General features: G+C 69.9%; 19 protein-coding genes. 8 read left to right on the top strand and 11 right to left on the bottom strand.

Annotated features, from left to right (window positions below; genetic code table 11):
- The first annotated feature begins 125 nt into the window (after window positions 1-125).
- Window positions 126-1,079: a carbohydrate kinase family protein gene (locus tag CVO96_RS14135; protein ID WP_103312782.1), complete on the top strand. Its 954-nt coding sequence runs from the start codon at window positions 126-128 to the stop codon at window positions 1,077-1,079.
- Between the two features lie 40 nt (window positions 1,080-1,119).
- Here the strand turns inward: CVO96_RS14135 and CVO96_RS14130 are convergent, their stop codons facing one another.
- The 3 genes from CVO96_RS14130 to CVO96_RS14120 all read right to left on the bottom strand — a co-directional run bounded on the left by CVO96_RS14130 (window position 1,120) and on the right by CVO96_RS14120 (window position 7,058).
- Entirely contained in the window at window positions 1,120-2,475 is a 1,356-nt protein-coding gene (locus CVO96_RS14130; RefSeq protein ID WP_243398370.1) for an HD-GYP domain-containing protein, read from the bottom strand.
- A 125-nt stretch (window positions 2,476-2,600) separates the two neighbouring features.
- Window positions 2,601-4,154 carry an Rqc2 family fibronectin-binding protein gene (locus CVO96_RS14125; protein WP_243398369.1) on the bottom strand — a complete coding sequence of 518 codons (1,554 nt, stop codon included), beginning with the start codon at window positions 4,152-4,154 and terminating at the stop codon, window positions 2,601-2,603.
- A 237-nt stretch (window positions 4,155-4,391) separates the two neighbouring features.
- Window positions 4,392-7,058 carry a BamA/OMP85 family outer membrane protein gene (locus CVO96_RS14120; RefSeq protein ID WP_103312779.1) on the bottom strand — a complete coding sequence of 889 codons (2,667 nt, stop codon included), beginning with the start codon at window positions 7,056-7,058 and terminating at the stop codon, window positions 4,392-4,394.
- 488 nt (window positions 7,059-7,546) lie between these two features.
- Between CVO96_RS14120 and CVO96_RS14115 the strand changes: the two genes are divergently transcribed.
- Genes CVO96_RS14115 through CVO96_RS14105 form a run of 3 tightly spaced genes read left to right on the top strand, consistent with a single transcriptional unit; the run spans window position 7,547 to window position 10,360 of the window.
- Window positions 7,547-8,311, top strand: coding sequence for an alanine racemase (locus CVO96_RS14115; protein ID WP_103312778.1), 765 nt, complete (start codon window positions 7,547-7,549; stop codon window positions 8,309-8,311).
- Entirely contained in the window at window positions 8,308-9,111 is an 804-nt protein-coding gene (locus tag CVO96_RS14110) for a DivIVA domain-containing protein (RefSeq protein WP_103312777.1), read from the top strand. The genes CVO96_RS14115 and CVO96_RS14110 overlap by 4 nt, the downstream gene beginning before the upstream one ends.
- Before the next feature lies 1 nt (window position 9,112).
- Entirely contained in the window at window positions 9,113-10,360 is a 1,248-nt protein-coding gene (locus tag CVO96_RS14105; RefSeq protein WP_103312776.1) for a cytochrome P450, read from the top strand.
- Between the two features lie 6 nt (window positions 10,361-10,366).
- Here CVO96_RS14105 and CVO96_RS14100 read toward each other — a convergent pair whose 3' ends face one another.
- Both CVO96_RS14100 and CVO96_RS14095 read right to left on the bottom strand, forming a co-directional pair.
- Window positions 10,367-11,131, bottom strand: coding sequence for a hypothetical protein (locus CVO96_RS14100; protein ID WP_103312775.1), 765 nt, complete (start codon window positions 11,129-11,131; stop codon window positions 10,367-10,369).
- Window positions 11,132-11,234: 103 nt separating this feature from the next.
- Window positions 11,235-11,438 (bottom strand): helix-turn-helix domain-containing protein, encoded by a 204-nt coding sequence (locus tag CVO96_RS14095; protein ID WP_103312774.1) that lies wholly within the window; start codon window positions 11,436-11,438, stop codon window positions 11,235-11,237.
- Between the two features lie 467 nt (window positions 11,439-11,905).
- On the opposite strand from CVO96_RS14095, the gene CVO96_RS14090 reads away from it, so the two are divergent.
- The 3 genes from CVO96_RS14090 (at window position 11,906) to CVO96_RS14080 (ending at window position 15,297) form a co-directional block, all read left to right on the top strand.
- Window positions 11,906-12,877 carry a leishmanolysin-related zinc metalloendopeptidase gene (locus CVO96_RS14090; RefSeq protein ID WP_103312773.1) on the top strand — a complete coding sequence of 324 codons (972 nt, stop codon included), beginning with the start codon at window positions 11,906-11,908 and terminating at the stop codon, window positions 12,875-12,877.
- 116 nt (window positions 12,878-12,993) lie between these two features.
- Window positions 12,994-13,770: a DUF554 domain-containing protein gene (locus CVO96_RS14085; protein WP_103312772.1), complete on the top strand. Its 777-nt coding sequence runs from the start codon at window positions 12,994-12,996 to the stop codon at window positions 13,768-13,770.
- A gap of 201 nt (window positions 13,771-13,971) precedes the next feature.
- On the top strand, window positions 13,972-15,297 hold the full coding sequence (locus CVO96_RS14080) for a DUF4384 domain-containing protein (RefSeq protein WP_103312771.1): 1,326 nt from the start codon (window positions 13,972-13,974) through the stop codon (window positions 15,295-15,297).
- 534 nt (window positions 15,298-15,831) lie between these two features.
- On the opposite strand, the gene nspC is transcribed toward CVO96_RS14080, so the two are convergent.
- The 6 genes from nspC to CVO96_RS14050 form a co-directional block, all read right to left on the bottom strand.
- The gene (gene nspC / locus CVO96_RS14075) at window positions 15,832-17,058 is read right to left on the bottom strand and encodes a carboxynorspermidine decarboxylase (RefSeq protein WP_103313507.1); all 1,227 of its coding nucleotides are present in this window, start codon (window positions 17,056-17,058) and stop codon (window positions 15,832-15,834) included.
- 37 nt (window positions 17,059-17,095) lie between these two features.
- Window positions 17,096-18,712: a DUF4034 domain-containing protein gene (locus CVO96_RS14070; protein ID WP_103312770.1), complete on the bottom strand. Its 1,617-nt coding sequence runs from the start codon at window positions 18,710-18,712 to the stop codon at window positions 17,096-17,098.
- A 53-nt stretch (window positions 18,713-18,765) separates the two neighbouring features.
- Window positions 18,766-19,257, bottom strand: a complete 492-nt coding sequence (locus tag CVO96_RS14065) for a PsbP-related protein (RefSeq protein WP_103312769.1) — start codon at window positions 19,255-19,257, stop codon at window positions 18,766-18,768.
- A 53-nt stretch (window positions 19,258-19,310) separates the two neighbouring features.
- Window positions 19,311-20,069, bottom strand: coding sequence for a 2-phosphosulfolactate phosphatase (locus tag CVO96_RS14060; protein ID WP_103312768.1), 759 nt, complete (start codon window positions 20,067-20,069; stop codon window positions 19,311-19,313).
- Between the two features lie 22 nt (window positions 20,070-20,091).
- Window positions 20,092-20,766: a ribulose-phosphate 3-epimerase gene (gene rpe, locus CVO96_RS14055; protein ID WP_103312767.1), complete on the bottom strand. Its 675-nt coding sequence runs from the start codon at window positions 20,764-20,766 to the stop codon at window positions 20,092-20,094.
- Between the two features lie 410 nt (window positions 20,767-21,176).
- The gene (locus tag CVO96_RS14050; RefSeq protein WP_103312766.1) at window positions 21,177-21,836 is read right to left on the bottom strand and encodes a YbhB/YbcL family Raf kinase inhibitor-like protein; all 660 of its coding nucleotides are present in this window, start codon (window positions 21,834-21,836) and stop codon (window positions 21,177-21,179) included.
- Window positions 21,837-22,209: 373 nt separating this feature from the next.
- Between CVO96_RS14050 and scpA the strand changes: the two genes are divergently transcribed.
- Complete coding sequence (gene scpA, locus CVO96_RS14045) at window positions 22,210-24,372, top strand: methylmalonyl-CoA mutase (RefSeq protein WP_103312765.1); 2,163 nt, start codon at window positions 22,210-22,212, stop codon at window positions 24,370-24,372.
- The last annotated feature ends 15 nt before the right edge of the window (window positions 24,373-24,387 follow it).

Here is a 24,387-nt window from a genome sequence, read left to right as displayed (position 1 = left end):
TGACCCGGCCGGTTTCTCCCCCCCGGAAGTGTGGCCGGATGCACGCCTGTGCACATCCTGGGGCAGCAGCCATGATCAGGCCATGATCGGTTCTCCGGCAGGCGCAGAGTAGGATCAGGCCAGTTATGTCACTGCCGTCCCAGCCCGGATCATCGTCCCCGCCCCCTTCACCGGTCGACCTGCCCCTGATCGTGAGTGCCGGTGAGGCCCTGACGGACCTCGTGACCGCCGGGGGAAACACCTGGCACGCGCATCCGGGCGGCGCGGCCTGGAACGTCGCGCGGGCCTGCGCCAGCCTGGGGGTGCCCAGCGCCTTCGCCGGGGCCATCGGTGAGGACAATTTCGGTGACGACCTGGCCCGGGAGAGTGCGCGCGCCGGACTGGACAGCCGCTTCCTCCAGCGCGTTCCCCAGCCCACCCTGGTGGCGGTGGTGTACTCGGCCCAGCCCCCGGCCTACCGCTTCCTGGGCGAGAACAGCGCGGACCTGCAGTTCGACCCTTCCCGGCTGCCTGCGGGCTGGCTCGGCGCCGCGCGCTGGCTGCACGTGGGCGGCATCAGCCTGAGCCGCTGGCCGCTGGCCGACACGCTGCTGGGGGTGATCGCGGCGGCGCGTACGGCGGGCGTGAAGATCAGCTTCGATCCCAACGCCCGCATCACGCACCGGCATCCGGACTACCCGGCGGTGTTCGAGCGGGTCGTGCGGCAGGCCGACCTGCTGAAATTCAGCGACGAGGATCTGGAGTTCTTTTTCCCCGGCGTGTCCGAGGACGACGTGCTGCGCCGGCTGCGCGGCATGAATTCCCAGGTGCCCATCGTGCTGACCCGGGGTGCCCAGGGCGCGACCCTGTACCACGCGGCCGGTCAGGTCACCCTGCCCGCGGCGCCCGTCCAGGTCGTGGACACCGTGGGGGCCGGCGACGCCCTGTGTGCGGGCCTGCTGGTCAGCGCCACCGAGCGGCCCGGCGCCCTCTGGAAGGAACACCTGCAGGTGGGCCTCCAGGCGGCGGCGGCGGCCTGCGCGCACGCGGGCGCCTACGCGCCGACCCGCAGCGACCTGGGAGCGTCCAGCCTGCTTTAAGGCCGGCTGCTCCGCCATGAACGCCGGGACGAGCGCTCCATCAGAGCACCAGGTGGGCGTCGTCCTGCTCGGCCATCATGCGGAGAAAGGCCTCGACATACTGGGGATCGAACTGCCGACCGGCCTGCATCCGGATCTCGTTGAGGGCGCGTTCACGCGTCCAGGCCGGCTTGTAGGGTCGGGCGTTGGTCAGGGCGTCGTAGACGTCGACGATGCTGAACAGCCGCGCCGTGTCCGGGATGTTCGGGCCGCGCAGGCCCGCGGGGTAGCCGGTGCCGTCCCAGCGCTCGTGGTGGTAGCGCACCAGATCGAGCGTCTCGGCCGGCAGGAAGTGCAGATCCTGCAGCATGTCGTAGCCGACGGTGGTGTGGGTCTGGATGATGCGGCGCTCCTCGGGGTCGAGGGGGCCGCGTTTGTGCAGCACGGAGTCGGGAATGGCGAGTTTGCCCAGGTCGTGCAGGTAGGCGCCCCAGCGCAGGGCCTTGACCTGATCGTCGGCCCAGCTCAGCCGGCGGGCCAGGCGGGCACTGCCACTGACCACCCGGTTGGTGTGGCCGCCGGTGTCGTCGTCGCGGCGTTCCAGCGCGGCACCCAGCGAGCGCAGGGTCAGGTCGTTGGCGTCGCGCAGCTCGCGGATGGCGTTCCACTGCCCCAGCTGGGCCCCCAGCAGGCGCGCGAAGGAGGCGATCACCGAGGTTTCGTCCTCGTCGAACGGGGTCTCGGTGTCGCGGGTCAGGATCAGCACGCCCAGGTGCGTGGACGCGCGGCCGTACACCGGCGCCACGTGGTAACTGCGCCGCTGGGGCTTTTTCAGCAGGGCCAGCACCTCCTCGGCCACCCAGTGGTCGGCCTGGACTGAGCGGCTGTCGGAATCGCTGGGGTGGATGGGCCGGTCGAGGAAGGCCTCGAAGACCCCGCGCGCCGCCAGGATGTGCGGCGTGCCCTGCCGGTAGGCCACGAAGGCCATGTTCGGCGCGACCTGCAGCTTGTCCAGAATGCCGATGCCGGCGCGGATGATGGCGTCGGCGTCGCGGGCCTCGGCGAGCCGCTCGCTGCCGGCCCGCAGCGCGGCGATGGTGTTGCGTTGCCACGCCAGCTCATGCGTCGAGCCCTGTTCGCGCAGGGTGATGTAGCCCAGGCCGCCGATCAGCAGCAGCGCCCCCAGCAGCTCCAGCAGATCCGGCCGGTTGCCCGGCAGCGTCAGCGAGGCGACGAAGGCGGCGGCGTACACGACCGGCGACAGCCAGCGCGCCAGCCCGCCCAGCGGCCACGTGACCATGCCCAGCATCAGGGCCGAGCCGGCCAGCAACACCTGCTGATCGGTGACGGCGGCGTATCCGATCCCCCCCAGACTGAGCAGGAGCAGCAAATAAGACCAGACTTGTGGCCGGGACACCCCCGGAGTGTAGCACCACATGAAGTCTGTCTAAAGACTGTGAGCGACACCGTTGGGGGCATTCGGGGGACGGGCGGCGGGCACGAGGAAAGGACAAGTCAGCCCAGGGCGTCGGAGCTGAATCTTCAGCCCTGGGGAGCGGCCGCGTCCACGAACACCGTCTTCTGGTCGGTGTAATGCACCTGCCCGGCAGGCGCGCCACGGGGCCGCCACACGTACTTGATCCGGGTGTAGTCCACCGGCACGCTGCCGCCGCCGCGCGCCTTGCTGTGGGCGGCGGCGAGCTGGGCGGCGTACAGGATGTCCGGCTGGGCCAGCTCGCGCCCCCCGGAGCGCACCAGCACGTGGCTGCCGGGATAGCCCTGGGCGTGGAACCAGTAGTCCAGGCTGCGCCCCAGCCGGTGGGTCAGGGTGGCGTTCTCCTTGTTGTTGCGCCCCACCAGCACCTCGTGGCCGCCGGGCGTGACGAAGCGCATCCCGTACTGGCTCTTTTCCGGCCGCTCGGCCTGCAGGGTCTCGGCCAGGGTATCGAGCTGTTCCAGACTGGCGGTGTCCAGGTGCCGGACGCGTTCCTCGGCCTCCTGCAGCTCGGAGATCAGCATGGGCTCACGCTCGGCTAGGCGTTCGTAGACCTCCTCGCGGCGGCGGGCCCGGGTGTAGCGCTTCTCGGCGTTCTGCACCGCGCTCAGGTTGGGCTCCAGGGCGATCACCCGGGGGCCGCTGCCGTCGAAGGCGGTCAGTTCGGCGCTGGGCGCTCCCGGCGCGACCTCGTGCTGGTAGGCCATCAGCAGGTCGGCCTCCTCGCGGTCGGCGGCGGCGACCTCCAGGCCCGCCGCCGCGCGGGTCACGTCGGCGAGCTGGTTGCGGATCAGGCTCACGCGCTTTTCCAGCGGCTCGCGCAGGGCCTTGCGCAGAGCCGCCGCCTTTTCAAAGCGGGCAGCCTCGCGCGCTCCACCGTGCATGGTGCCCTCGGAGACGGTGGGGTCGCCCACCAGCGTCTGCAGGGCCGCGAGCACCTGCGGCCAGCGCTCGCCCGGCGCCTCGCCCGCCTCCAGCCCCGAGCGGCGCACCAGTTCCGCACTGAGCAGTGGCCCCAGCCCGTCGAGCTGCTCGCGCCAGCGGCCCACCGGCACGGCCGCGAGGCCCTGCGCCTGCTGGGGCGTGAGGGTGCGCGGGTCGAGCTTGTCGTAGGGCGGCGGCGGCGAATACAGCCCCCCCGAGCGGATGGTGCGGAAGCGGTTGCGGCCGGCACCGACCTCGCGGGCGGCCATCACGATCTTCCCGGCGAAGCCCTGGCCCTCTTCCAGCAGCAGCACGTTGGCATTGCGGCCGGTGACCTCGAACAGCACCCGGGTGGGCGCCTGATCCACGAAGCCGCTCTCGCCGCCCAGGTGCAGTACCACCACCCGGTCGAGCTTGAGCTGTTCGACTCCCAACAGGTCGCCGCGCGCACGGGCCGCCAGCAGGCGCTGGAAGGGGCTGCGCGGCTCTCCCCGCAGCCGCTCGCCCGACAGGAACAGCACCGGCTGGGGGGGCCGGTACGACAGCACCATGTTGCGCCGGCCGTCCAGCCCCGGCCCGTCCAGCAGCAGCGCGGCGGTGGTCTCGTCCGGGAAGACCCAGCCGAGAGTCCGCAGGGGCAGGGCCGGCTGCAGCTCACGCAGCACGCGCGCCAGCATCAGGCCCTCCACAGGTCACCTCCGGCGGGGAGGAAGAGGAAGTGGGGAATCATCCGGGCATGGTAGCGGCTGCGGGGCCGATCAGGCACGCACCGGCAAGGCGCGGACTCCGGCGATCCTCCATCCGAACCTCGGAACGGAGCCCTGGCAAGACTGCACCCTGGAAAGAAGGGGGCCACGGCAGAAGGGAGAGGCGAGCCCTCAGCCCGCCTCTCCCCTGCCTTTACCCTCGCCCGGTTACCAGAAGTTGCCGAGACGGAAGGAGAACTTGCCGCTGCCGTTCTGGGGGCTGTAGCCGTAGTCGAAGCGCAGGCTGGGCAGCAGCGCCCCGCCGATGCCCAGGTTCAGCTGCACGCCCGCGCCCACGCCGTAGTTCAGCGCGAAGGGGTTCACGTCGCTCCAGGCGCTGCCGGCGTCCGCGAAGAGCACGCCGTACAGGCCCTGTGCGATGCCCGCCTTGAGGCCGAAGTCGTAGCGGTACTCCGCGCTGGCGGTCAGGTAGTTGGTGCCGAACAGCGCGCCGTTGTCCAGGCCACGCAGCTGGAACGCCGTGGAGGTGCTGCCCCCGCCCACCGAGTACCCGGTACCGCTGGGCGCGGTCTTGGGGCTGAGGATGCTGCCGGCGTTGGCCCGCACCGCGAACACCTGCTGCTTGGTTTCCACCCCGAGTTCCTTCTCCAGGGTGCGGCCGAAGCCGTAATAGGCGCTGACGCCGGTCTGCACGTCCGTCCAGGACAGCGGCGTGTTGCCCTGCGAGCCGACGTTGTAGCCGGCGCCCAGACCCGCACGCACACCCCGGCCGGGGAACTCGCCGTTGTCGGTGGAGTCGTAGCTGAGGTTGCCGCTCACGCGGGTGGTCAGCGAGTCGGCCGGTACCAGGGCCTTGACGTAGGGCTCGGGCACCAGCACTTCCTTGTCGGCGGCCGGATCGGCGGCCGGTGCGCCGACCGGCTTGGCCTTGACCGTCACCTTGGCCGAGCCGCCCTGGTTCGTGACGTTGTCATCCTCGACCAGCGGCTCCAGGTAGTAGGTGCGGTAGGTGACGCCGACGCCCACGTTGGCGACCAGGTTCTTGGTCAGGTTGCGGCCGATGCGGGTACTGAAGGCCGTTTCGCGCGTGGTGTAGTCCCAGCCGGTATCGGCGCCGGCGCTGGGCGTAACCGCCGTGCCGTCGGTGCCGGTCAGGTTGCCGCTGGTCGCGGTGGTGTAGAGGCCGTTGTTGCCGGTCACGCGGGTGCCCGCGTCAAAGCTCAGGCTGGTGCGGTTCCTGCGGAAGTCCAGGAAGTTCAGGTCAAGCCAGGGGATGGTGTAGTTGACGTTCCCCACGAAGCGCTGCCCGGCGTCGTTCTGCTGGGCACCCAGGCCCACCGTGAAGTTGTGCCCCAGCCCGAAGGCGTTGGGGTTGGTGTAGGCCACGTCGCCGCCCCAGCCGCCCGCGAAGGAATCGTAGGTCAGGCCCAGGTTCACGGGAATCCCGCTGGCGGTCTCCGAGATGCCCAGGACATAGGTGACGTTTTCGGGGTTCTTGGGATCGGCGCTGCGCGCTTCGGTGGTGAGCACCTTGACGTAGCCCAGGCGGGCGATCGCGCCCAGCGAGGTTCGCAGGGCGTTGAGGTTGAAGGCGCCGCCGGGCTCGGGCAGTTCGCGCAGGATCACGCGGTCGACCGTGCGGTGCTTGCCCTGCCACTGCAGCTGATAGCCGACCAGCTTGACCTCGCGGATGGTGTAGGTCAGCGCGCCGTTCTCGAACTTGATGGCGTCGCGGGTGCTGATCTCATAGCCCGCCTTGCGGTACACGTCGCGCAGCGCCAGGAAGTCGTCCTGCGCCAGCTGGGGGCTGTAGGTGTCGCCCACCTTGGTCTTGACGGCCTTCTGGAGCTGGGCGCTGGGCACCAGGGTGTTACCGGTGAAGGCGATGCTCTTGACCGGGCCGCTGGCGACGTCGGCGGCGCCGAACAGCACCGTGACCTGCGCGGGGTTGGTCTGGTCAGGCTGCAGCGCGAAGCCCACCGGCTTGCCCGTCTGGTTGGCCAGCGTGCGGACGTCGGCCTGCAGCCTCGCCAGGGTCAGGGGCTGGCCGGTCTGGGTCTGCAGGGTCACCTTGGGATCGCCCAGGTCGCTCAGATCCACGGCGCTGACCTTGCCCTCCACGACCTTGATCTTCAGGACGCCGTCCACCAGGGTGCTGCCCCGGGTGTCCACGCCCGCCTGCAGGAAGCCGGCCTGGTCGTAGGCCTGCTGGAGCTGCGCCGCCGCCTGGTAATAGACGTCCGGGGTGAACTTCCGGGCGTCGTAGAGCGGCTTGAAGATGCCCGTGACCACGCTGGAGGGCAGCAGGGTCACGCCCTGAACCTCGACCCGTTTGATGGGCGCGGTCTCGTCCACCACGAAGCTCACGGCGGCGGTGCCGTCGGCACCCGTCTTCACGGAGGCGCTGATGCTGGGCGTGAAGGGGTAGCCCTCGCCCTCGTAGTTCGAGGCCAGCGCTTCCTTGGCCTGATCGAGGCGCTGGGTGTTGAGGGTCGCGCCGGGGGCGATGTTCAGCAGCTCGCCAATCGACTTCTTGAAGCCCTCGGCGGGCAGAAAGGTCAGGCCCGTGGCCTCGACCGCGCTGATGGTGGGGTTGGACGTGACCGTGATGCTCAGGGTGTCCTTACCGGCCACGGTCTTCAGTTCCGCCACGGCGGTCTTGAAGTACCCGGTGGCGATCACCTCCTGCTCGACCGCGCGCAGGTTCACGCTGGAGAGGGGGGCGCCGGGCTGGACGGTCAGGGTCGCGCGGATAAAATTGGCCAGCAGTTCGCTGGTGCCGGCTACCGCCACATCCTGCACCGTGCCCGCAGTCTGGGCAACGGCGGGCGCGGCAAGGAGGACGGTAACGGCGAGTGTGAGGGGATGTCGCATGCTTCTCCTAGTGTCGCACGTGACCCTGAACTCGCCCCGCTCGGTGACGTTTGGTGGGGCCGGGCACGGCGAAAGCTGTCTCCACAGTTGCCTCTCTCATCCTGAGAAGGGTGAAGCCCAGGTGACCGGGTTCTGGTCGTCGTTCTGTTCGTCCAGCGGCCGGTCGAGCACCACGTCCGGGCGGCCCGGCCGGCGCCGCCGGAGGGTGCCAGGGATTGAAGGTCTGGAACGGGGTCGAGCGGGTCGGCGGCCCTCCAGAGCCTGCTGCCCTCAGGCTCCGTTCCCTGCAAGCCCGGTGCTCCCCCATCTCCCCTGGCCCCGTTGTCTGCTGACCCCACTCCCGGTGCCGGCCCCTTGAGTCCGCTGGTGGCGTGGAGGACAATACCGGGCGTGCCCGTCTTCCGCCACAGCCTGTTTTCCGACCCGCCCACCGTCAGCCTGACCGGGCCTGCGCCGTCTGCGCCCGGCGGGCGGCGCCGCGTGAACGCGTGAGCCTGCCGGACGTCCTGGCGGGGCTGCGCTCAGCCGAGCGCGAGGCCGGGCGGCCCCAGGGCAGCGTGGGGCTGGTGGCGATCACCAAGGGCCACGGTCTGCCCGAGATCCAGGCGAAGGTGCTGGACTACGGCGCCTTCCCCCTGGGCGAGAACCGGGGCCAGGAGCTGCGCGACAAGGCGGCGCTGCGCCCCGATCTGGACTGGCACTTCATCGGGCCCATCCAGCGGAACAAGATCAAGTACCTGGCCCCGGTGCGCCTGATCCACACCATCGAGGCCACCTGGCAGGCCGAGGCCATCGCCCAGGCGGCCGAGCGCTGGGGGCACGCCCCGGAGGTGCTGCTGCAGCTGCACAATGGCGAGCCCCAGAAGCACGGCATCCCGGCGGCCGATCTGGCGCAGACCCTGCGGGAGGTTCAGGCGACCGGCCTGACGGTGCGCGGCCTGATGGTCATGGCCCCCGAAGCGGCGGCCCAGGGGATTCCGGATCGGGGGACTTCGGGACAGCCCACCCCCGGGCCGGACAGCACCGGGCCGGACAGCACCGACCCCCCCAGCGCGGCTCCCCCGAGCGCCGATCCCCCCCGGTTGGGTGAAGACGACTCCAGCCGGCGTATTTTGCAGGTGTTCATGGAGACGGCCCGCCGCGCCCACGACCTCGGCCTGAGCGAACTGAGCATGGGCATGAGCGGCGACTACCCCCTGGCGGTGCGGGCCGGCGCCACCCTGATCCGGGTGGGAAGGAGTCTGTTCTCGTGAAATTCACCCCGCTCGACATCCGGCATCAGGAGTTTCCCCAGCGCCTGGGCAGCTACCAGCGCGCCAGCGTGCGCGCCTACCTGAGCGACCTGGCCGAGGAGGTGGAGGTCCTGCTGCAGCGGCAGCAGGAGCAGCAGGAGTACCTGCTGGCGCTGGAAAAGCAGCTCGACGAGCGCAAGCAGCACGAGGACGAGATCCGCCGCGCCGTGATCGCCGCCGAGCGCATCGGCCACGAGGTGCGCGAGAACGCCGTGCGCGAGAGCCAGCTGCTGATCTCGCAGGCCACCACCGAACACGAGGGCGTGATGCGCGACGCCGAGAGCCGCCGCAGCGAACTCGAGGCCCGCCACCAGGCGCGCATGTCGGCGCTGGAGGCCAGCTTCCGCACGCGCTTCGCCGAGCTGGAACGCCAGCTGCACGACCTGACCCTGGAACGCGACCGGGTGCAGGCCCAGCGGCTGATGGAACTGGAGCGCGAGTTCAACGAGCGCCACGTGGAGCTGAGCGGTCGGCTCGCCGCGTCCCGGCTGGAATATGCCCAGTTCCTGAGCACCTACCGCGCCCTGATGACCTCGTTCTCGGAGATGTCGGCGCGGCACAGCCTGCCGGACGACCTGGCGCTGGCCGCTCCACGCCTGCCCCAGCACGAGCTGCTGCCCCCCCTCCAGATGGGAAGCATAGAGGCGGCGGGGGCACCCACCCCGTCCGGTTCCTCCGCAACGGTCACGCCCCCTGAAGCCCCCCATCACGCTCCCCATGACGCCGAGGCCCAGGCGCAGATCACCTCCACCTCGTCCTGACATGACGCCCCTTCCTACCTTCGCCCTCCCGCTGGCCGACCCCGCCTTCATCCGCGACCCCTACCCGCTGCTGGCCGAACTGCGGGAGCGCACGCCGGCCTTCTACGATCCGGGCATGAAGCGCCTGGTGCTGACCCGCCATGCCGACATCAGCGCCCTGCTGCGCGACCGCCGCTTCGGGCGCAGCGCCCTGCACCGCTACTCGCGCGACGAGCTGGGCTGGCCCCCGCCCGACCCCCGGCAGGCGACCTTCGACGCCTTCAACGCCAACCACCTGCTCGACAGCGAGCCGCCCAAGCACACCCGCCTGAGATCGCTGGTGCAGCTGGCCTTCACCCCGCGGCGGGTCGAGGCCCTGCAGGGGCGCATCGAGGCGATCCTGGCGGCCCAGTTGCGTGGCCTGGGGAACCGGGGCACCTTCGACCTGCTGGCCGACTACGCCGAGCCCCTGCCGGTGACCGTGATCGCCGAACTCCTGGGCATGCCCGAGGAGGAACGCGGGCTCCTGCGGCCCTGGTCGGCCGCCATCGTCAAGCTGTACGAGCCCGCGCCCACGGGGGCCGATCAGGACAGCGCCGAACAGGCCGTGCAGGACTTCAGCGCCCTGCTGCGCTCTCTGGCCGCCCAGCGCCGCCACACCCCGCAGGACGACCTGATCACGGCGCTGGTGCAGGCCGAGCAGGGCGGCGACCGCCTGAGCGAGCAGGAACTGATCGACACCTGCATCCTGCTGCTGAACGCCGGGCACGAGGCCAGCGTGAACGGGCTGGCGGCGGGCGTGCTGGCCCTGCTGCGAGGGCGCGGGCACTGGGACACCCTGGTGGGCGCGGCCGCACAGGAGGACAGCCTGGGCGTCTTCCGCTCGGCGGCCGAGGAGCTGCTGCGCTTCGATACCCCCCTGCCGATGTTCGAGCGCATCGTGCTGGAGGGGCTGAACCTGCACGGCACCGACCTGCGTCCCGGCGAGAAGGTGGCCCTGCTCTACGCCAGCGGCAACCGCGACCCGGCGCGCTTCGAGCGACCCGACGAGCTGATCCTGACCCGCGACCCCAACCCGCACCTGAGCTTCGGCCTGGGCATCCACTACTGCCTGGGCGCGCCGCTGGCCCGCCTGGAACTGGCCCTGAGCCTGCGCGCCCTGTGCCGCGCCCTGCCGGGCCTGCGCCTGGCCGACCCCGACGCCGATCCGGTGTATACCGGCGGCTTCGTGATCCGGGGTCTGGCGCGGCTGGACGTGCGGGCCGGGTAGCCGCGCTCAGGGCTCCGCAGCTGTACTGGTCGCCGTCCTGAACGGCCTCAGCCAGACCTCGGCCAGCTGGCCTGCGCTCGCCTCCGCCCCTGCCTCCTCCAGTCGGTGCAGGGCCAGCAGCGCCATGACGCGTGCCGGGCTGCGCGGCAGACTGCGCTCCAGCGCCTTGGCCGCCGTGCGCTGGCCCTTGGGGCCGCCGAGGCGCAGCTGGGCGTGGGCCAGCACGGCCAGCAGGTGCGCGTCGGAGGGCTGAGCGGCCATCTCGGTCACCTTGAGCCCCTCGGCCAGGGCGCGCAGGGCCGCGTAGGGCTGGCTCAGAAGCTGCTCGCCAATCAGGGTCGCGGCGGCCACGAGCGCGGCCGCGTCGCCCTCGCGGCGGGCCAGGGTGCGGGCGTGCTGGGCAGCGTCCAGAGAGGCAGCGTCCAGAGAGTTCGTCGTGGTGAGGTGCCTCTGTTCCAGTTGCCCCTGTTTCAGTTGCCACTGCGCCCGCGCCTGCAGCAGGGCGGGCCGCGCCGTGTCGGGCTCAGTGTGCAGCCCTTCCAGAGCCTGCGCCGCACGACCCAACCTCAGCAGGGCGGCCGCGCGGGTCAGCGGCTCGTGCTCAGCCCAGTCGGCCGCCAGCCGGGGCCGACCGTGCTGCAGAGCCAGGCCGGCTGCCCCCGCCCGCCGATCCGGGGGCAGGTCGGCGTAGACCTCGAGGGCGGCCTCATCGCCCAGTTCCAGAGCCTCTTCCAGGCGGCGGTGATCCGTCACGGGCAACGGGAGCGACACAGGTACCGCCGAAGGCGGGGGTCGGCGGCGTCAGGGGAGCAGTCCCCGAGGAAGGAGGAAACGACCATCTTCCCCATCATGCCCCATGCCCGGTGCGGCCTGGTCAGGCGCTGAGGGCGAGTTCCAGTCCCAGGAAGCGCCACAGCGAGCGGCGGGGAATCCGCAGGCCGTTTGGATGTTCCACGGCGCTCAGGCGGCCATCTCTGATCCAGCGGCGCACCGTGCGCTCGTGCGTGCCGGTGAAGTCAGCGACCTCGGTGACCTTCAGGAGCTTGGGCAGGTGGTGGAACTGCTCGGTCAACGTCATGTCAGACCCCCAGAGGGTGCACCCAGAACGGGCGCGGGGCCGCCACACGGCAGCCCCAGCAGGATTTCAGATCGGTTGTGCGCGGTCGTCCGTGCGCCGCCACCCGGCACACCCACGGAGGGCGGCGCGATATCTGGACGGGCGGTCACTCGTTCCAACTTGCGCGGAGCGTACCATACCCGGTGTCAGCCGCACGTCACCCCTGTGGGGGGAGGGGGTGGAGGCCACCATCCAGCGTCCGTAGCCTCTTCATGAGTTCCGGCCCGGCGCTCTCCCACACGGCGTTCCGGATGCCCCCGCGGATCACTTTTCATGATCCTTCACATCCTGTTCATGGCCGGGGGGGTAGCGTCCGTTCAGTCGAAACAACGTCAGCGCCCGTGCCCGCCCCATGTCCCCGGACTCCGTCGGGAAGCTGATCCGCCCCCTCTCGCGCGCCCAGAGTGCGCTCTCCCCCGGAGGTTCCCATGACGCTGCCCCGCCCCCTGCTGACCCTCGCCTGCAGCACCCTGACCCTCAGCGCCCTGCTCGCCTCCTGCGGCAGCCCCCAGACCGGGGCCCAGCCCGGTGGTGTCCAGGCCAGCCCGGACGCGGTGGTTTCCGGAAACCGGCCCGAGGTGTCCGACCTGGCCGTCGACCCCTACGCAAAGATCAGCGCCCTGCAGCCCCAGGCCACCGAGAGCTACACCATCAGCCTGAACTTCGCGCCGGGCAGCGCCAGCAGCGTCGTGAACGCCATGAACGCCGCCGCCAGCCGCTGGCAGGGTGTGGTCACGCAGGGCCTGCCGGACGCCACCGTGAACATCGCCGCCAACACCTGCGGCAGCAACCCGGCCTTCAGCGGCACGGTCGACGACCTGCTGGTGTTCACCGGGAGCAAGAACATCGACGGCCCCGGCGGCATCCTCGCCCAGAGCGGGCCCTGCAGCGTGCGGAGTGCCAGCGGCCTGACGCTGTACAGCACCCTGATCTTCGATTCCTCCGACCTCGCGCAGTTCAGCTCCCAGCTGACCGATATCGCCGTGCACGAGCTGGGGCACTCGCTGGGCATCGGGTCGCTGTGGTCGCGCTTCCGGCTGGTGAACCGGGTGAACACCAACAACCCCACCTATTCCGGCGCCAACGGCGTGCGCGAATACCGCGCAGCGGGCGGCACTCTGAGCAGCGTGCCGGTCGAGAACCAGGGGGGCAGCGGCACCCGGGGCGCCCACTGGCGCGAGACCACCTTCCAGACCGAACTGATGACCGGCTTCCTGAACGGCGGCGTGCCCAACCCGCTTTCCCGCATCAGCGTGGGTTCCCTGCAGGACATGGGCTACGCGGTCAACTACGCCGCCGCCGACGCCTACCGCGTGCCGGGGGCGGCGGCCCAGGGCCTGGACGGGCTCGATCTGGCTGGGCGCGAGCAGGTCATCGAGCCGCGCTTCCGCGTGGACTGAAGCTCACCATACCGGCCCCGTCCTGCCCTGGACGGGGCCTTCTGCTGCCCCCTTCCCGCAGAGTGTCCTCCGGTTCCGTGGGCTCTCCAGACACGGGTGCTCTACAGTCACGGGCGATGAGTCTGCTCTCCCAGCTGTCCGGCACCTTCGTGAACGTCGCCACCGTCCTGCTGGGCACGCTGCTGGGCCTGACCCTGGGCGGCCGGCTGCCCGAACGCACCCAGCGCACGCTGCTGCAGACCCTCAGTCTGGCGGTGCTGTTCATCGGGCTGGACATGGCCGGCAGCGTCAACCGCGTGAGCGGCGGCGTGGTGCCCGGCGTGATCCTGACCCTGATCAGCCTCGCGCTGGGCGCGGTGGTCGGCGAGGCGCTGGGCATCGAAGACCGGCTGGAATCGCTGGGCGAACGGCTGAGGACGCGCTTCCGGGGCGGGGGCCGCTTCACCGAGGGCTTCGTGGCCGCCAGCCTGCTCTTCTGTGTGGGGCCGATGACCGTGATCGGCGGCCTGCAGAACGGCCTGACCGGCGACAGCTCTACCTACGTGCTCAAGAGCGTGCTGGACGGAATCGCCGGGCTGGCGCTGGCCGGCGTGTACGGCCTGGGAGTGGGCTTCAGCGCGCTGACCGTCCTGGTCGTGCAGGGGGGGATCAGCCTGGCGGCGGGGGCCTTCGCGGCGAGCCTGCTGGGCGGCGCCGATCCGGCCGTCCTGAAGACCAACCCCTACGTGCTGCTGATCACCGGGGCGGGCGGTCTGGTCATCATCGGGATCAGCTGGAACCTGATGCTAGCGGGGCTGGGGTTCGACGACCGCCGTGTCCGGGTCGGCAGCCTGCTGCCCGCCCTGGCCGTTGCGCCGCTGTTGCTGTGGCTGGCCTCGCGGCTGAGTGGCTGATGGAGTGAGCGTCTGGGCACGGGCGGTGCCCACCCCCCGGAGCATGGACACCCTTCAGGCCCAGGTCAGCCCTGGCTCACGCCACCGGCATCTGGACACATTGACCTTGAGCAAAGCTTGGTTCAGCCTTCTGGGACGATGAAATTCAGGGATCAGTCAGATGGGCTGCGTAGGTTGACCTCACCCAAGGAGGAACCACCTATGACCACCGGAACCCGCATCCCGACCCGCCGAATGCTCGCCCTGAGCGCCCTGCTGGGCCTCGCCGCCACCGCCTCCGCCAGTCCCGCCAAGATCACGGCCCAGAGCATCATCGTGAACCCGGTCGAGACGAAACTGAACGTGGACGTCTGGGTGAACAAGGACGCCAGCGGCAAGGCCAACCCCGCCTACCGCAAGGGCGAGAAGCTCAGCGTGGCGGTCAAGACCAACGCCGACGCCTACGTCTACCTGTTCAACGTGAACGCGAACGGCACCATCGACCTGTTCTTCCCGAACAACTACGAGGAGAGCAACTTCGTGCAGGCCGGCGTGACCCGCGTGTTCCCGCCGGAGGGCGCCAAGTACTCGTTTACGGTGGCGGGGCCGAACGGGCAGGACAAACTGCTCGCGCTGGCCAGCAGCAAGGAACTCAAGCTGGACGACATCGCGCGCTTCGCCGGTGAGCAGGCCAGCAATCAGGGCTTCGCGCAGGTGCGCCTGAAGGGCCAGGAGAATCTGGCCAAAGCCCTGAGCATCGTGGTCAACCCCCTGCCCGCCGACGGCTGGACGACGGACGTCGCGCTGTTCCGCGTGGGCACCCAGCCCCAGGGCACGGCGACCGGCACCGTGACCACCACGCCCGGCCAGCCAGCCCAGCCAGCGCCCCAATCCGCTCCGGTTCAGCCTGCTCCCGCGCAACCCGCTCCAGCTCCGGTGGCCACGCCCGCCCCACAGCAGCCCGCGCCCACCCCTGTGGCCCAGATCAAGCCCGGCGAGAAGAAGGACGGCAGCGCCGACCAGGCTATGGTGGACGCCTACGCCCGCCTGAAGGGCAGCGAGAGCCTGGGCAATGCCACCACCTACGCCCTGCCCTGGGCCGACGGCCTGTGGCAGAAATTTAACGGCGTGGGGGCTTACGGCGACGCCGTACTGCTGCACGCCAACGGCAGCAGCCGCTCGTACGCGGTTCACGGAATGCTGCTGGAGCGCTACCTGGCGCTGGCAGGGGCCGAGAACGGTGGGGTGCGGCCCCCCTCGCGCCTGGGTTGGGCGGCCGGCGACGAGAAGGTCATCCCGCAGAACAGCCAGGGCACCAGCGGCCTGTACGGCTTCTTCCAGAACGGCGCGCTGTACGGCACCGAGAAGTACGGCACCTTCTGGCTGCAGGGCGCGGTCTTGAAGACCTACCAGGGCCTGGGTGGCTCGGGCTCCTTCCTGGGCTTCCCCACCCGCGACCAGTACCAGCTCCAGGGCGCCTGGGCCGCCGACTTCGAGGGCGGCACCATCCGCACCGTGAACGGCACCCCGAAGGTCTACCGCAAGTAAAACGCCGGGTGAGAATCCCACACGCAGGATTCAGCGCTCCGTCAGCTTCGTTCGCTACACTTGCCCTACCTCGAAAGAGGTTAACACCAATCGATTCCAGGTTGTGCCGGGCGTGACTGGCCTCGCCCCTCAGAGCCCCACCCCCGGCCCTGACTTCTCCCGAGTTTCTTCCGGCACTGTGCGCCGGGGGATCGGGTCAGAATCGGCGCGCGACGCTGGCCCCGCCGCGCATCACCCTCTCTCGACGCTGTGCAGCACTGCTTTCCACCCCACTCCGTTTTCCAGCACCGTCACGCCCCCGACCATCAGCGGAAGGGGGCGTGACGGTTGCTAGGGTGGTTCGGCGCTTTTGCCCACGTGCAGAGGCTCCTGCCTGGGGACAGGCAACACCGGGCAGGGGACGAGAGCCCCTTCCATGCGCTCAGGATGACAGGCGCGGAGTCTCAGGCTGCCGGAGCCTCAGGATGATGCTGGTGGAGTCGACTTCCCTTCTGAACGCCGACGGTCACGCTGCGGGGCCTTCCGTGCCGCCCCTCAGCTCAGCTTGGCCTTGAATTCCTCGTAGCCGAAGGTCTTCACGACCTCGTACCCGCCACCTTGCCGCAGGATGCCGATGTCAGGGTGCTTGACCCCGTTGAAGAAGGTCGTCTTGACCATGGTGTAGTGGATCATGTCGTCGAAGACCACCCGGTCGCCGATCTGCAGCTCGCGGTCGAAGACATATTCGCCCACCACGTCCCCGGCCAGACAGGTCGTGCCACCGATCAGGTAGGAGTGGCCGCCCGCCGCTCCCTCGGCACTCTCGCGGTGGTGATCGAGTTCCGGCGGATCGCCCGCGCCCAGGATGCGGGGCCGATAGGGCATCTCCAGCACGTCGGGCATGTGGGCCGACACCGAGACGTCCAGCAGGGCCGCGTTCTTGACGTTATGCACCACGTCCAGCACGGAGCTGACCAGCCAGCCGGTCTGCCAGCCGAAGGCGCTGCCGGGCTCCAGGATCACGTCCACATCCCACTTCTCGCGGAAGGCGCGGATCACACGGATCAGGCGCGGGAGGTCGTAGCCCTCGCGGGTCATAAGGTGGCCGCCGCCGAAATTGACCCACTTCATGCGCGGCAGGAACTCGCCGAAGTTGCGTTCCAGCACCTCCAGCGTGCGCTCCAGCGTGTCGGAGTCCTTTTCACACAGGGTATGGAAGTGCAGGCCGTCCACGCCCTCCAGCAGCTCCTCGCGGAACTCCCGGCGCGTCACGCCCAGGCGCGAGAACGGCCCGGCGGGGTTGTACAGGTCGGTCTCGACCTCGGCGTACTCGGGGTTGACGCGGATGCCGATATGAACGACCTTGCCCGCCTCACGCGCCGCCTGCACCTGGGGCCGGAAGCGCGCCCACTGCGAGAACGAGTTGAACACCAGGTGGTCGGCCAGTTCCAGAATCTGCGGGAACTCGGCGTCGCTGTAGGCCGGGGCGTAGACGTGCACCTCGCCCTGCATCTCCTCGGCGGCCAGCCGCGCCTCGTTCAGGGAACTGGCCGTCGCGCCGCTGATGCCGTACTCGCGCAGCACCGGGAAGGCCGACCACATCGAAAAACCCTTGAAGGCCACGATGATCTGCGCGCCGCTCTCCTGCTGCACGTGGCGGATCAGCGACAGGTTGCGGCGCAGCCTGGATTCGTCCAGCACGAAGGCGGGGCTGGGGATGGCGGCCCAGTCCACCTCCTGAATGGGGATGACGGCGGGGAGGGCGGGGTCAGCGACGGTCATGGAGAACAGGGTAGCGGAGAAGGGCCGTGCGGGACTGTCAGCCTCCACCGTTCGTCAGCGTGGCACAGGCGCGCAGCAGGCCCGTGGCCACACTGGCCATCAGCCACCACTGCCACCAGGGACGGCCGCCCCGGCTGGCCTCGCGTTCCCCGACCACGCCGCCGACCGCGATCCGCTTGGCGGTCTTGGCGTCCCAGGCAGTCTCCCGAGACTTCTTCAGGGCCCTTTGCGCGCCCTTGTGCCCTTCGGCCGCCGCTCGCCCCAGCAGATGCCGGGCATAGTCCAGACTCTCCTGCAGGGGCGGCGTATCGACCGGACGCAGCACGCCGTCCTCCCCGACTTCTACGAAGCCGCCGCGGAGCTGCTGGGCCAGGGCGAAGCGGGCATCGTTGTCTCCCGCGTCGGCGGCGCGCAGCAGGTAGCGGTATCGGGCCCGGTCGTCCAGCCCGAACTGTCGGCGGTAGGCCCCGAAACTGCTGTAGACCTCCCAGGCGGCCACCTCACTGCCGACATCGGCGGCTTTCAGCACGTGGTCGCGTTTCTGATCGGCGCTCAGCGTGCGGTCTTTGTGGGCCAGGAAGACCAACAGGTTGGCCGCACCCACGTCACCGCGCTCGCGGGCCTGGATCAGCAGGGGGCGAGGATCCGGGAGACCGAGCTGCGGAGCGTCCTGCCGGAGCACCCCCAGCACCGATGCGGCGTCCGCATCGCCTGCCTCGGCCATGCCCCGGAGAACGGTTCCCAGGCGCTGGGCATGGGGAGCCAGGATGTCGGTCTTCCCTATCAACGCCGCCTGACCGTACCAGAGGCCGTTTTCCGGATGGCGTTCCAGCGCGCCCAGGAACCGCTCCAGGGCGGCACTTCGCTCTGGGGCCGGGTGATTCTGCTCGGTCAGGAGCGCGAACAGCAACTCGGCGTGGGCCTCGTTCAGGTCGGCAGCCAGCCGAGCATGTTCCAGGGCTTTGCCGTACGCCTTCCTGAACATCCATTCGTAGTGCGCCACGTAGGCGTGGTACTGCCCCCAGAGCTGCTGGATATCCGTCTGCCCCAGCAGGCCGGCGTCCTGCTGCTGGCGCACGAAGGCCAGCATCTGCTCCTCGCTCCCGCCCCACTCGGTTCGCAGGTGGGTCAGCATAGTTCGGCGCAGCGCCAGGCTGTGCGGGTTGACCCTGAGGGGTTCGGCGTACCAGTCGGGGTATTGCTGGGCAGCGATATCGTCCGAACCGACCTCGCAGCCATAGGCGTTGTGGACATTGCCCACGACCAGCCAGGCCCCCAGCGGGTTGGACGTCAGGGTGGTGGCGTGGCGCGCCGCCCCCTCGGCCTGTTGAAGGTGATGCAGCATCCCGCGCCGGCCCTGGTCGCTGACCAGATCGGAGGTCGCGCCGCCGCGCAGGTCGCGGGCACGGCGGTGCAGCCAGGTCGCCAGTGCCACATGGGCCACGTAGGAGCCGACACACGTCTCCAGCCACCTGCCGAAGGCCTCGCTCAGATCCGTATCCCCGACATCGAAGGCCTGGAAGGCGGCCCGGAGCTCCTGCTCGGAGCGCTGCCCGGCCTCGAAGTCTCGCTGCAGGGAGGTCAGGTGAGCATCCAGCTCCTCTGGACGACCGTCTCGGAGCTGCTGGAGCTGAGCAGAGGAAGATGCATTCATCTGGCCTTAAGAATACTGGTCAGACACCGCTGAGGCTGCCTTATCTGCCCTATCTACCGGGTGATCCTGAAACTCTTCGCGAACGCGCGGGTGGTCTGGGCCATATCGCCGTGCACGCCCAGCGGCGTGGTGCCGGTGATGATGTACGCCGATTTCCCCTTGACTGCATAAATGGCGATGAAGTACAGGCTGAACTTGCCCTGGCGCCCGGTGTACACGACCTCATTGGCCTTCTGGCCGCTCAGGGTGACGTCGCGGGTCTGGATGATCTGGCCGCCGCTCACGAACTTGCGGATCTGGGCCAGACTGCCGGTGTGGAAGCGCGCCTGGGTGGTGCCCGCCGGTATGGGCTGCACGATCACGTTGAGGTTGGGGGCGAAGTCGCCCACGCGCCTGGGAGCCATGTACACGACCGCCGTGCCGGGGTAGTCGACCTTCTGCCAGCCGGCCGGCGGCGTGACCTTGAAGCCGTTTTTCGCGTCGGTGAAGGGGGCGGCCAGACTGCCTCCCAGGAGCAGCAGGGCCAGAGCAGCGGTGCGGAGCATGGCTCAGTGTAAGCAGCGGGCGTGAGACCCGCGAGCAGGATTCAGACGAGCCCTCAGCCGGCGATAAACTTCAAGGTTCCGGGGGGCACGTCGTCGCCGGTCACCAGGGTCGGCACCAGAGTGCTGGTGCTCAGGCCGGCGGCGTAGCGCACGTCCTCGCCCAGGCCCAGGCTGGCCAGCCGGGCGCCATGTACCGAGCTGCCCAGCGCCTCCAGCGGATTGCCGCTGCTGCGCCGCACGGTCAGGGCGATCCGGGCGCCGTCGTCGATGCTCGATTCGCCCATGGCCAGCAGGTATTCGGCCAGCACGCCAGCCGCGTAGACGTCTTCCAGACCGACCCGCTCGTCGGTGCCGGCGCAGACGATGGCGATCTCCTCGGTGGCGGTGGCGCGGGCACGGCGGGCGGCGGCGTGGGCGTTGGTCAGGGCCGCGAGGAACACGTGCTTGCCGCTCTGCGCGGCCGTGTGGGCCGCGACGGTGCCGTTGGTGGTGTTCATGACCACCGTGCGGCCGGTGAAGTTCTGTGCCGCCGCCTCCACCGGGCTGTTGCCGAAGTCGAAGCCGGGAATGGGCAGGCCGCCGCGCTCGCCGCCCAGCAGGTAGGGCGTGCTCTCGCCGTCCGGGCGCGCACCGTCTTGGCGCATACCCTCCGAGCGCAGTGCCAGGGCCACGTCGGGCGTGGCGGTCAGCAGCAGGGCGTCCGCGCCGCGCTCCAGGTAGGTGATGGCGGTGGTCGTGGCCCGCAGCACGTCGATCACCAGCACGACGTCCGGGTACGTGCCGTGGGGCAGCAGGTCGACCCGCAGCCTCAAGCGTTCCCCACTTGGAACATCCTCATTTCAGCGCCTCGCGCAGCCGCTCCAGGCCCGCCGCAGCGCCGCCCTGGCCGAAGACCGAACTGCCCGCCACCAGCACACTGGCCCCGGCATGGACGACCGCGCGGGCGTTGGTGGGCGAGACGCCGCCGTCCACCTGCAGTTCGGCCGGGCTGCCCAGCTCGTCCAGCCAGCGGCGCAGGGTGCGAATCCGCTCCAGGCTCTGCGGGATGAACTTCTGGCCGCCGAAGCCGGGGTTCACGCTCATCACCAGCACCAGATCGACGTCGGCCAGCACAGGGCGCACGGCCTCCAGCGGGGTGCCGGGATTGAGGGTCACGCCGGCCTTCTTGCCCAGCTCGCGGATCTGCTGCACGGCGCGGTGGACGTGCGGGGTCGCCTCGACATGCACGGTGATCCCGTCGGCCCCGGCGTCGGCGAAGTCGCGCAGGTAGCGCTCGGGGCGGTCGATCATCAGGTGGACGTCCATGAACAGGTTCGAGGCCCGGCGGGCCGCCGCCAGGATGGGCAGGCCGAAGGAGATGTTCGGGACGAAGGCGCCGTCCATCACATCGACGTGCGCCCAGTCGGCACTCTGGATGGCGCGCAGTTCATCGCCCAGATGGGTAAAGTCGCAGGACAGCAGGCTCGGCGCCAGTTTGACCGGGCGGGGGTCGGAAGCGTCGGGAGTCACGTGATGCAGTTTACCATTCCTTCACTTTCTGCGGCTGGGAGCGGGCTTCAGAGTTGTGGGGGGCCGAGCCCCGCCCCCTCCCTGAACCGTACCCCCGTGCCGGTGCGCTGGACATGGGGAAAGCTCCTGGGCGGCCCCTCCAGTGCCCTCGGGACGACGGCAGAGGTCGCCGGAGCACACGCCGGGTCGAGGGGCGGCAATCCATGCCGACGGCCCGAGCCGGCGCTGACTCCAGCGAATGACAGGATGATGCTGAAGACGCCTGGAGGCGTGGCGACCCCCGGAAAGTGCCTCCCTCTCCCCCCGGAACGTGGGCGAGGGAAGCCGTGGACATCGCTCAGGGCCATGACCCATGAAAGCTGGCCCGCGAACTTGTCAGCGGGCCAGGACGTGGGGGACTGCGTCAGCGCTCAGCGGCCGTAGTACGCGGTCAGGCTGGTCTTGGCGAGCACCTTCCCGTTCAGATTGAAGCCCAGCACGGCCGGGGTGGTGCCGGCGGGCAGCTCCAACGTGCTGTTCAGGGCGTACAGCGTGAACACGTAGCGGTGCGCCTGGTCGCCGACCGGGGGGCAGGCTCCGACGAAGCCGGGCTGGCCGCCCTCGTTATTGAGCTGCTGGGCCCCAGCCGGCAGCGCGCCGCCGGGATTGCCCGCCCCGCGCGCCAGGCCGGTCGACGTGGCGGGGATGTTGTATACCGCCCAGTGCCAGAAGCCGCTGCCCGTGGGGGCGTCCGGGTCGTACTTGGTGAGTACCAGGCTGACCGTGCCGACCGGCACGCCGCTCCACTTCAGCTCGGGGCTGACGTTGGGCCCGGTGCAGCCGAAGCCGTTGGCGACCTGTTCGGCCGGGTAGGCCGTGCCGTTCGCGAAGGTGGGGCTGGTCAGGGTCAGGCCCATCGCCGTGCTGGCCGGGCTGGGCTGCGCGACGCTGAGGCGCTGGGCGGGGTTCAGGCCCCCGTTGCCCGCATTCGCTCCACCGATCATGGTCATATTCGGGGCGCAGGCCGCGAGGCTCAGGCTGAGGGTGGCCAGGGCAGCGATCTTCAGGGCAGGTACGTTCAGGATGGTCATGGAACTCCTCCGGGTGGGTCGTGCAGGGGCCGGGCGTCTCGCCGGCCGGTCGTTCGACGTTAAATGGCCTTCGGGCAGCCGGGGCCAGCGTGGCGTACATTCTCAACGCTCTCTCAGGGTCGGCTCAGGAAAGAGGGGGGCAGCAGGGTCGGGCAGCTCGCTGGGCGAAAGACACCTCTGCCCAGCGAAGCCTTCCCTCCAGCCGTTTGGCCGACTCACGCCCTTCTCCCCAGGGACGGCACAGTTTTCCAGACAGGCCTGTTCTGCCTTCAGGCGCGCGCCTGCTCCATCCAAACGCCCGTTAGGTGCTCCGTGGCATGATTGGAGCACCTGGCACGACATCCCCGCCATCATCCCCACGGAGGGCACCCACATGACTGAGCAGACTGCACGGCCGACCCCTGGCCTCGACGCCTGGAAAACGCTGGCCCGCAAGGATCTCAGGGGCGCCGAGCCCGAGACCCTGAACATCACCACGCCCGAGGGCCTCACCTTAAAGCCGCTGTACACCCGCGCCGACCTGGACGGGCTGGACGTGGACACGCTGCCGGGCCTTCCCCCCTACACGCGCGGCCCGCGCGCCACCATGTACGCCGCGCGCCCCTGGACGATCCGCCAGTACGCGGGCTTCTCGACCGCCGAGGCCAGCAACGCCTTCTACCGGCGCAATCTGGCGGCCGGGCAGAAGGGGCTCTCGGTGGCCTTCGACCTCGCCACGCACCGGGGCTACGACTCCGACCACCCGCGTGTGGTGGGCGACGTGGGCAAAGCCGGGGTGGCCATCGATTCCGTGGAGGACATGAAGATCCTCTTCGACGGCATTCCCCTGCAGGAGATGTCGGTGTCGATGACCATGAACGGCGCGGTGCTGCCAGTGCTGGCGGCCTTCATCGTGGCGGGCGAGGAACAGGGCGTGCCCCGGTCGGCGCTGTCGGGCACCATCCAGAACGACATCCTGAAAGAGTTCATGGTGCGCAACACGTACATCTACCCGCCCACGCCCTCCATGCGGATCGTGGCCGACATCATCGCGTACACGGCGACCGAGATGCCCCGGTTCAACTCGATCTCGATTTCCGGCTACCACCTGCAGGAAGCGGGCGCCAACGCCGCGCTGGAGCTGGCCTACACCCTGGCCGACGGGCTGGAGTACGTGCGCGCCGCCCTGAAGTCGGGGCTGGAGGTCGACGCCTTCGCCCCCCGGCTGAGCTTCTTCTTCGCCATCGGCATGAACTTCTACACCGAGGTCGCCAAGCTGCGCGCCGCCCGGCTGCTGTGGCACGAGATCATGGCGGGGTTCAGTCCGAAGAACCCGCTGAGCAGCGCCCTGCGAACCCACTGCCAGACCTCGGGCTGGTCACTCACCGAGCAGGATCCGTACAACAACGTGATCCGCACGGCGGTCGAGGCGATGGCGGCGGTCTTCGGCGGCACCCAGAGCCTGCACACCAACGCCTTCGACGAGGCCATCGGCCTGCCCACCGACTTCTCGGCCCGGATTGCGCGCAACACGCAGCTCGTCATTCAGGAGGAAACCGGCATTCCCGGCGTGGTCGATCCCTGGGGCGGCTCCTATCTGATGGAGCGCCTGACGCACGACCTGGCCGCGAAAGCCCGAGAACTGATGGCGGAGGTCGAGGCGCTGGGCGGCATGGCCAGGGCCATCGAATCCGGCGTGCCCAAACTGCGCATCGAGGAATCGGCGGCCAGGAAGCAGGCCCGCATCGACCGGGGCGAGGACGTGATCGTGGGCGTGAACAAATACCGCCCGACCGAGACGACAGCCGTAGACGTGCTGGACATCGACAACGACGCGGTACGAGAGTCGCAGATTGCGCGCCTGGAGCGGGTGCGCTCAGAGCGTGACCCGGCCGCCGTGAAGGCTGCGCTGGACGCCCTGGAGGCCGCCGCCCGCACCGGGGAGGGCAACCTGCTGGCCCTGAGCGTGGACGCCATGCGGGCGCGCGCCACCGTGGGCGAGGTCAGCGACGCGCTGGAACGGGCCTGGGGCCGTCACTCCGCTGAGATCCGCACGCTGAGCGGCGTGTATGCCCAGGGCTACGCGGGCGACGAGGGCTTTGCCGCGCTGCAGGGCGAAATCGAGGCCTTCGCCGCCGCCGAGGGCCGCCGCCCGCGCATGCTGGTCGTGAAGATGGGGCAGGACGGCCACGACCGGGGCGCCAAGGTGATCGCCACCGGCTTTGCCGACTTGGGCTTCGACGTAGACGTGGGGCCGCTGTTCCAGACGCCCGAGGAAGCGGCGCGGCAGGCCATCGAGAACGACGTGCACGTGGTCGGCGTGAGTTCGCAGGCCGCCGGGCACAAGACCCTGATCCCACAGCTGATCCGGGCGCTGCGGGCCGAGGGCGCGGGCGACATCCTGGTGATCGCCGGGGGCGTGATCCCGCAGCAGGACTACGCCGCCCTACGTGAAGCGGGCGTGGCGGGCATCTTCGGGCCGGGCACGCCGATCCTGACCAGCGCGCGGGAAGTGCTGCGGCTGGTGAGGGAGCGCGGGCAACCGGCGGGGGCGTAAAGGCGTACTGGAGCC

Origin of the sequence: Deinococcus koreensis (genome assembly GCF_002901445.1) — a bacterium.
Lineage (GTDB): Bacteria > Deinococcota > Deinococci > Deinococcales > Deinococcaceae > Deinococcus > Deinococcus koreensis.
Note: the sequence above shows the minus strand (reverse complement) of the source record. Positions and strands in the feature narration are given on the sequence as shown.

Coding starts and splice junctions, on each gene's coding strand:
- CVO96_RS14135 (WP_103312782.1), top strand. CDS start 126: ATGTCACTGCCGTCCCAGCCCGGATCATCGTCCCCGCCCCCTTCACCG.
- CVO96_RS14125 (WP_243398369.1), bottom strand. CDS start 4,154: ATGCTGGCGCGCGTGCTGCGTGAGCTGCAGCCGGCCCTGCCCCTGCGG.
- CVO96_RS14120 (WP_103312779.1), bottom strand. CDS start 7,058: ATGCGACATCCCCTCACACTCGCCGTTACCGTCCTCCTTGCCGCGCCC.
- CVO96_RS14105 (WP_103312776.1), top strand. CDS start 9,113: ATGACGCCCCTTCCTACCTTCGCCCTCCCGCTGGCCGACCCCGCCTTC.
- CVO96_RS14095 (WP_103312774.1), bottom strand. CDS start 11,438: ATGACGTTGACCGAGCAGTTCCACCACCTGCCCAAGCTCCTGAAGGTC.
- CVO96_RS14090 (WP_103312773.1), top strand. CDS start 11,906: ATGACGCTGCCCCGCCCCCTGCTGACCCTCGCCTGCAGCACCCTGACC.
- CVO96_RS14085 (WP_103312772.1), top strand. CDS start 12,994: ATGAGTCTGCTCTCCCAGCTGTCCGGCACCTTCGTGAACGTCGCCACC.
- CVO96_RS14080 (WP_103312771.1), top strand. CDS start 13,972: ATGACCACCGGAACCCGCATCCCGACCCGCCGAATGCTCGCCCTGAGC.
- nspC (WP_103313507.1), bottom strand. CDS start 17,058: ATGACCGTCGCTGACCCCGCCCTCCCCGCCGTCATCCCCATTCAGGAG.
- CVO96_RS14070 (WP_103312770.1), bottom strand. CDS start 18,712: ATGAATGCATCTTCCTCTGCTCAGCTCCAGCAGCTCCGAGACGGTCGT.
- CVO96_RS14065 (WP_103312769.1), bottom strand. CDS start 19,257: ATGCTCCGCACCGCTGCTCTGGCCCTGCTGCTCCTGGGAGGCAGTCTG.
- CVO96_RS14050 (WP_103312766.1), bottom strand. CDS start 21,836: ATGACCATCCTGAACGTACCTGCCCTGAAGATCGCTGCCCTGGCCACC.
- scpA (WP_103312765.1), top strand. CDS start 22,210: ATGACTGAGCAGACTGCACGGCCGACCCCTGGCCTCGACGCCTGGAAA.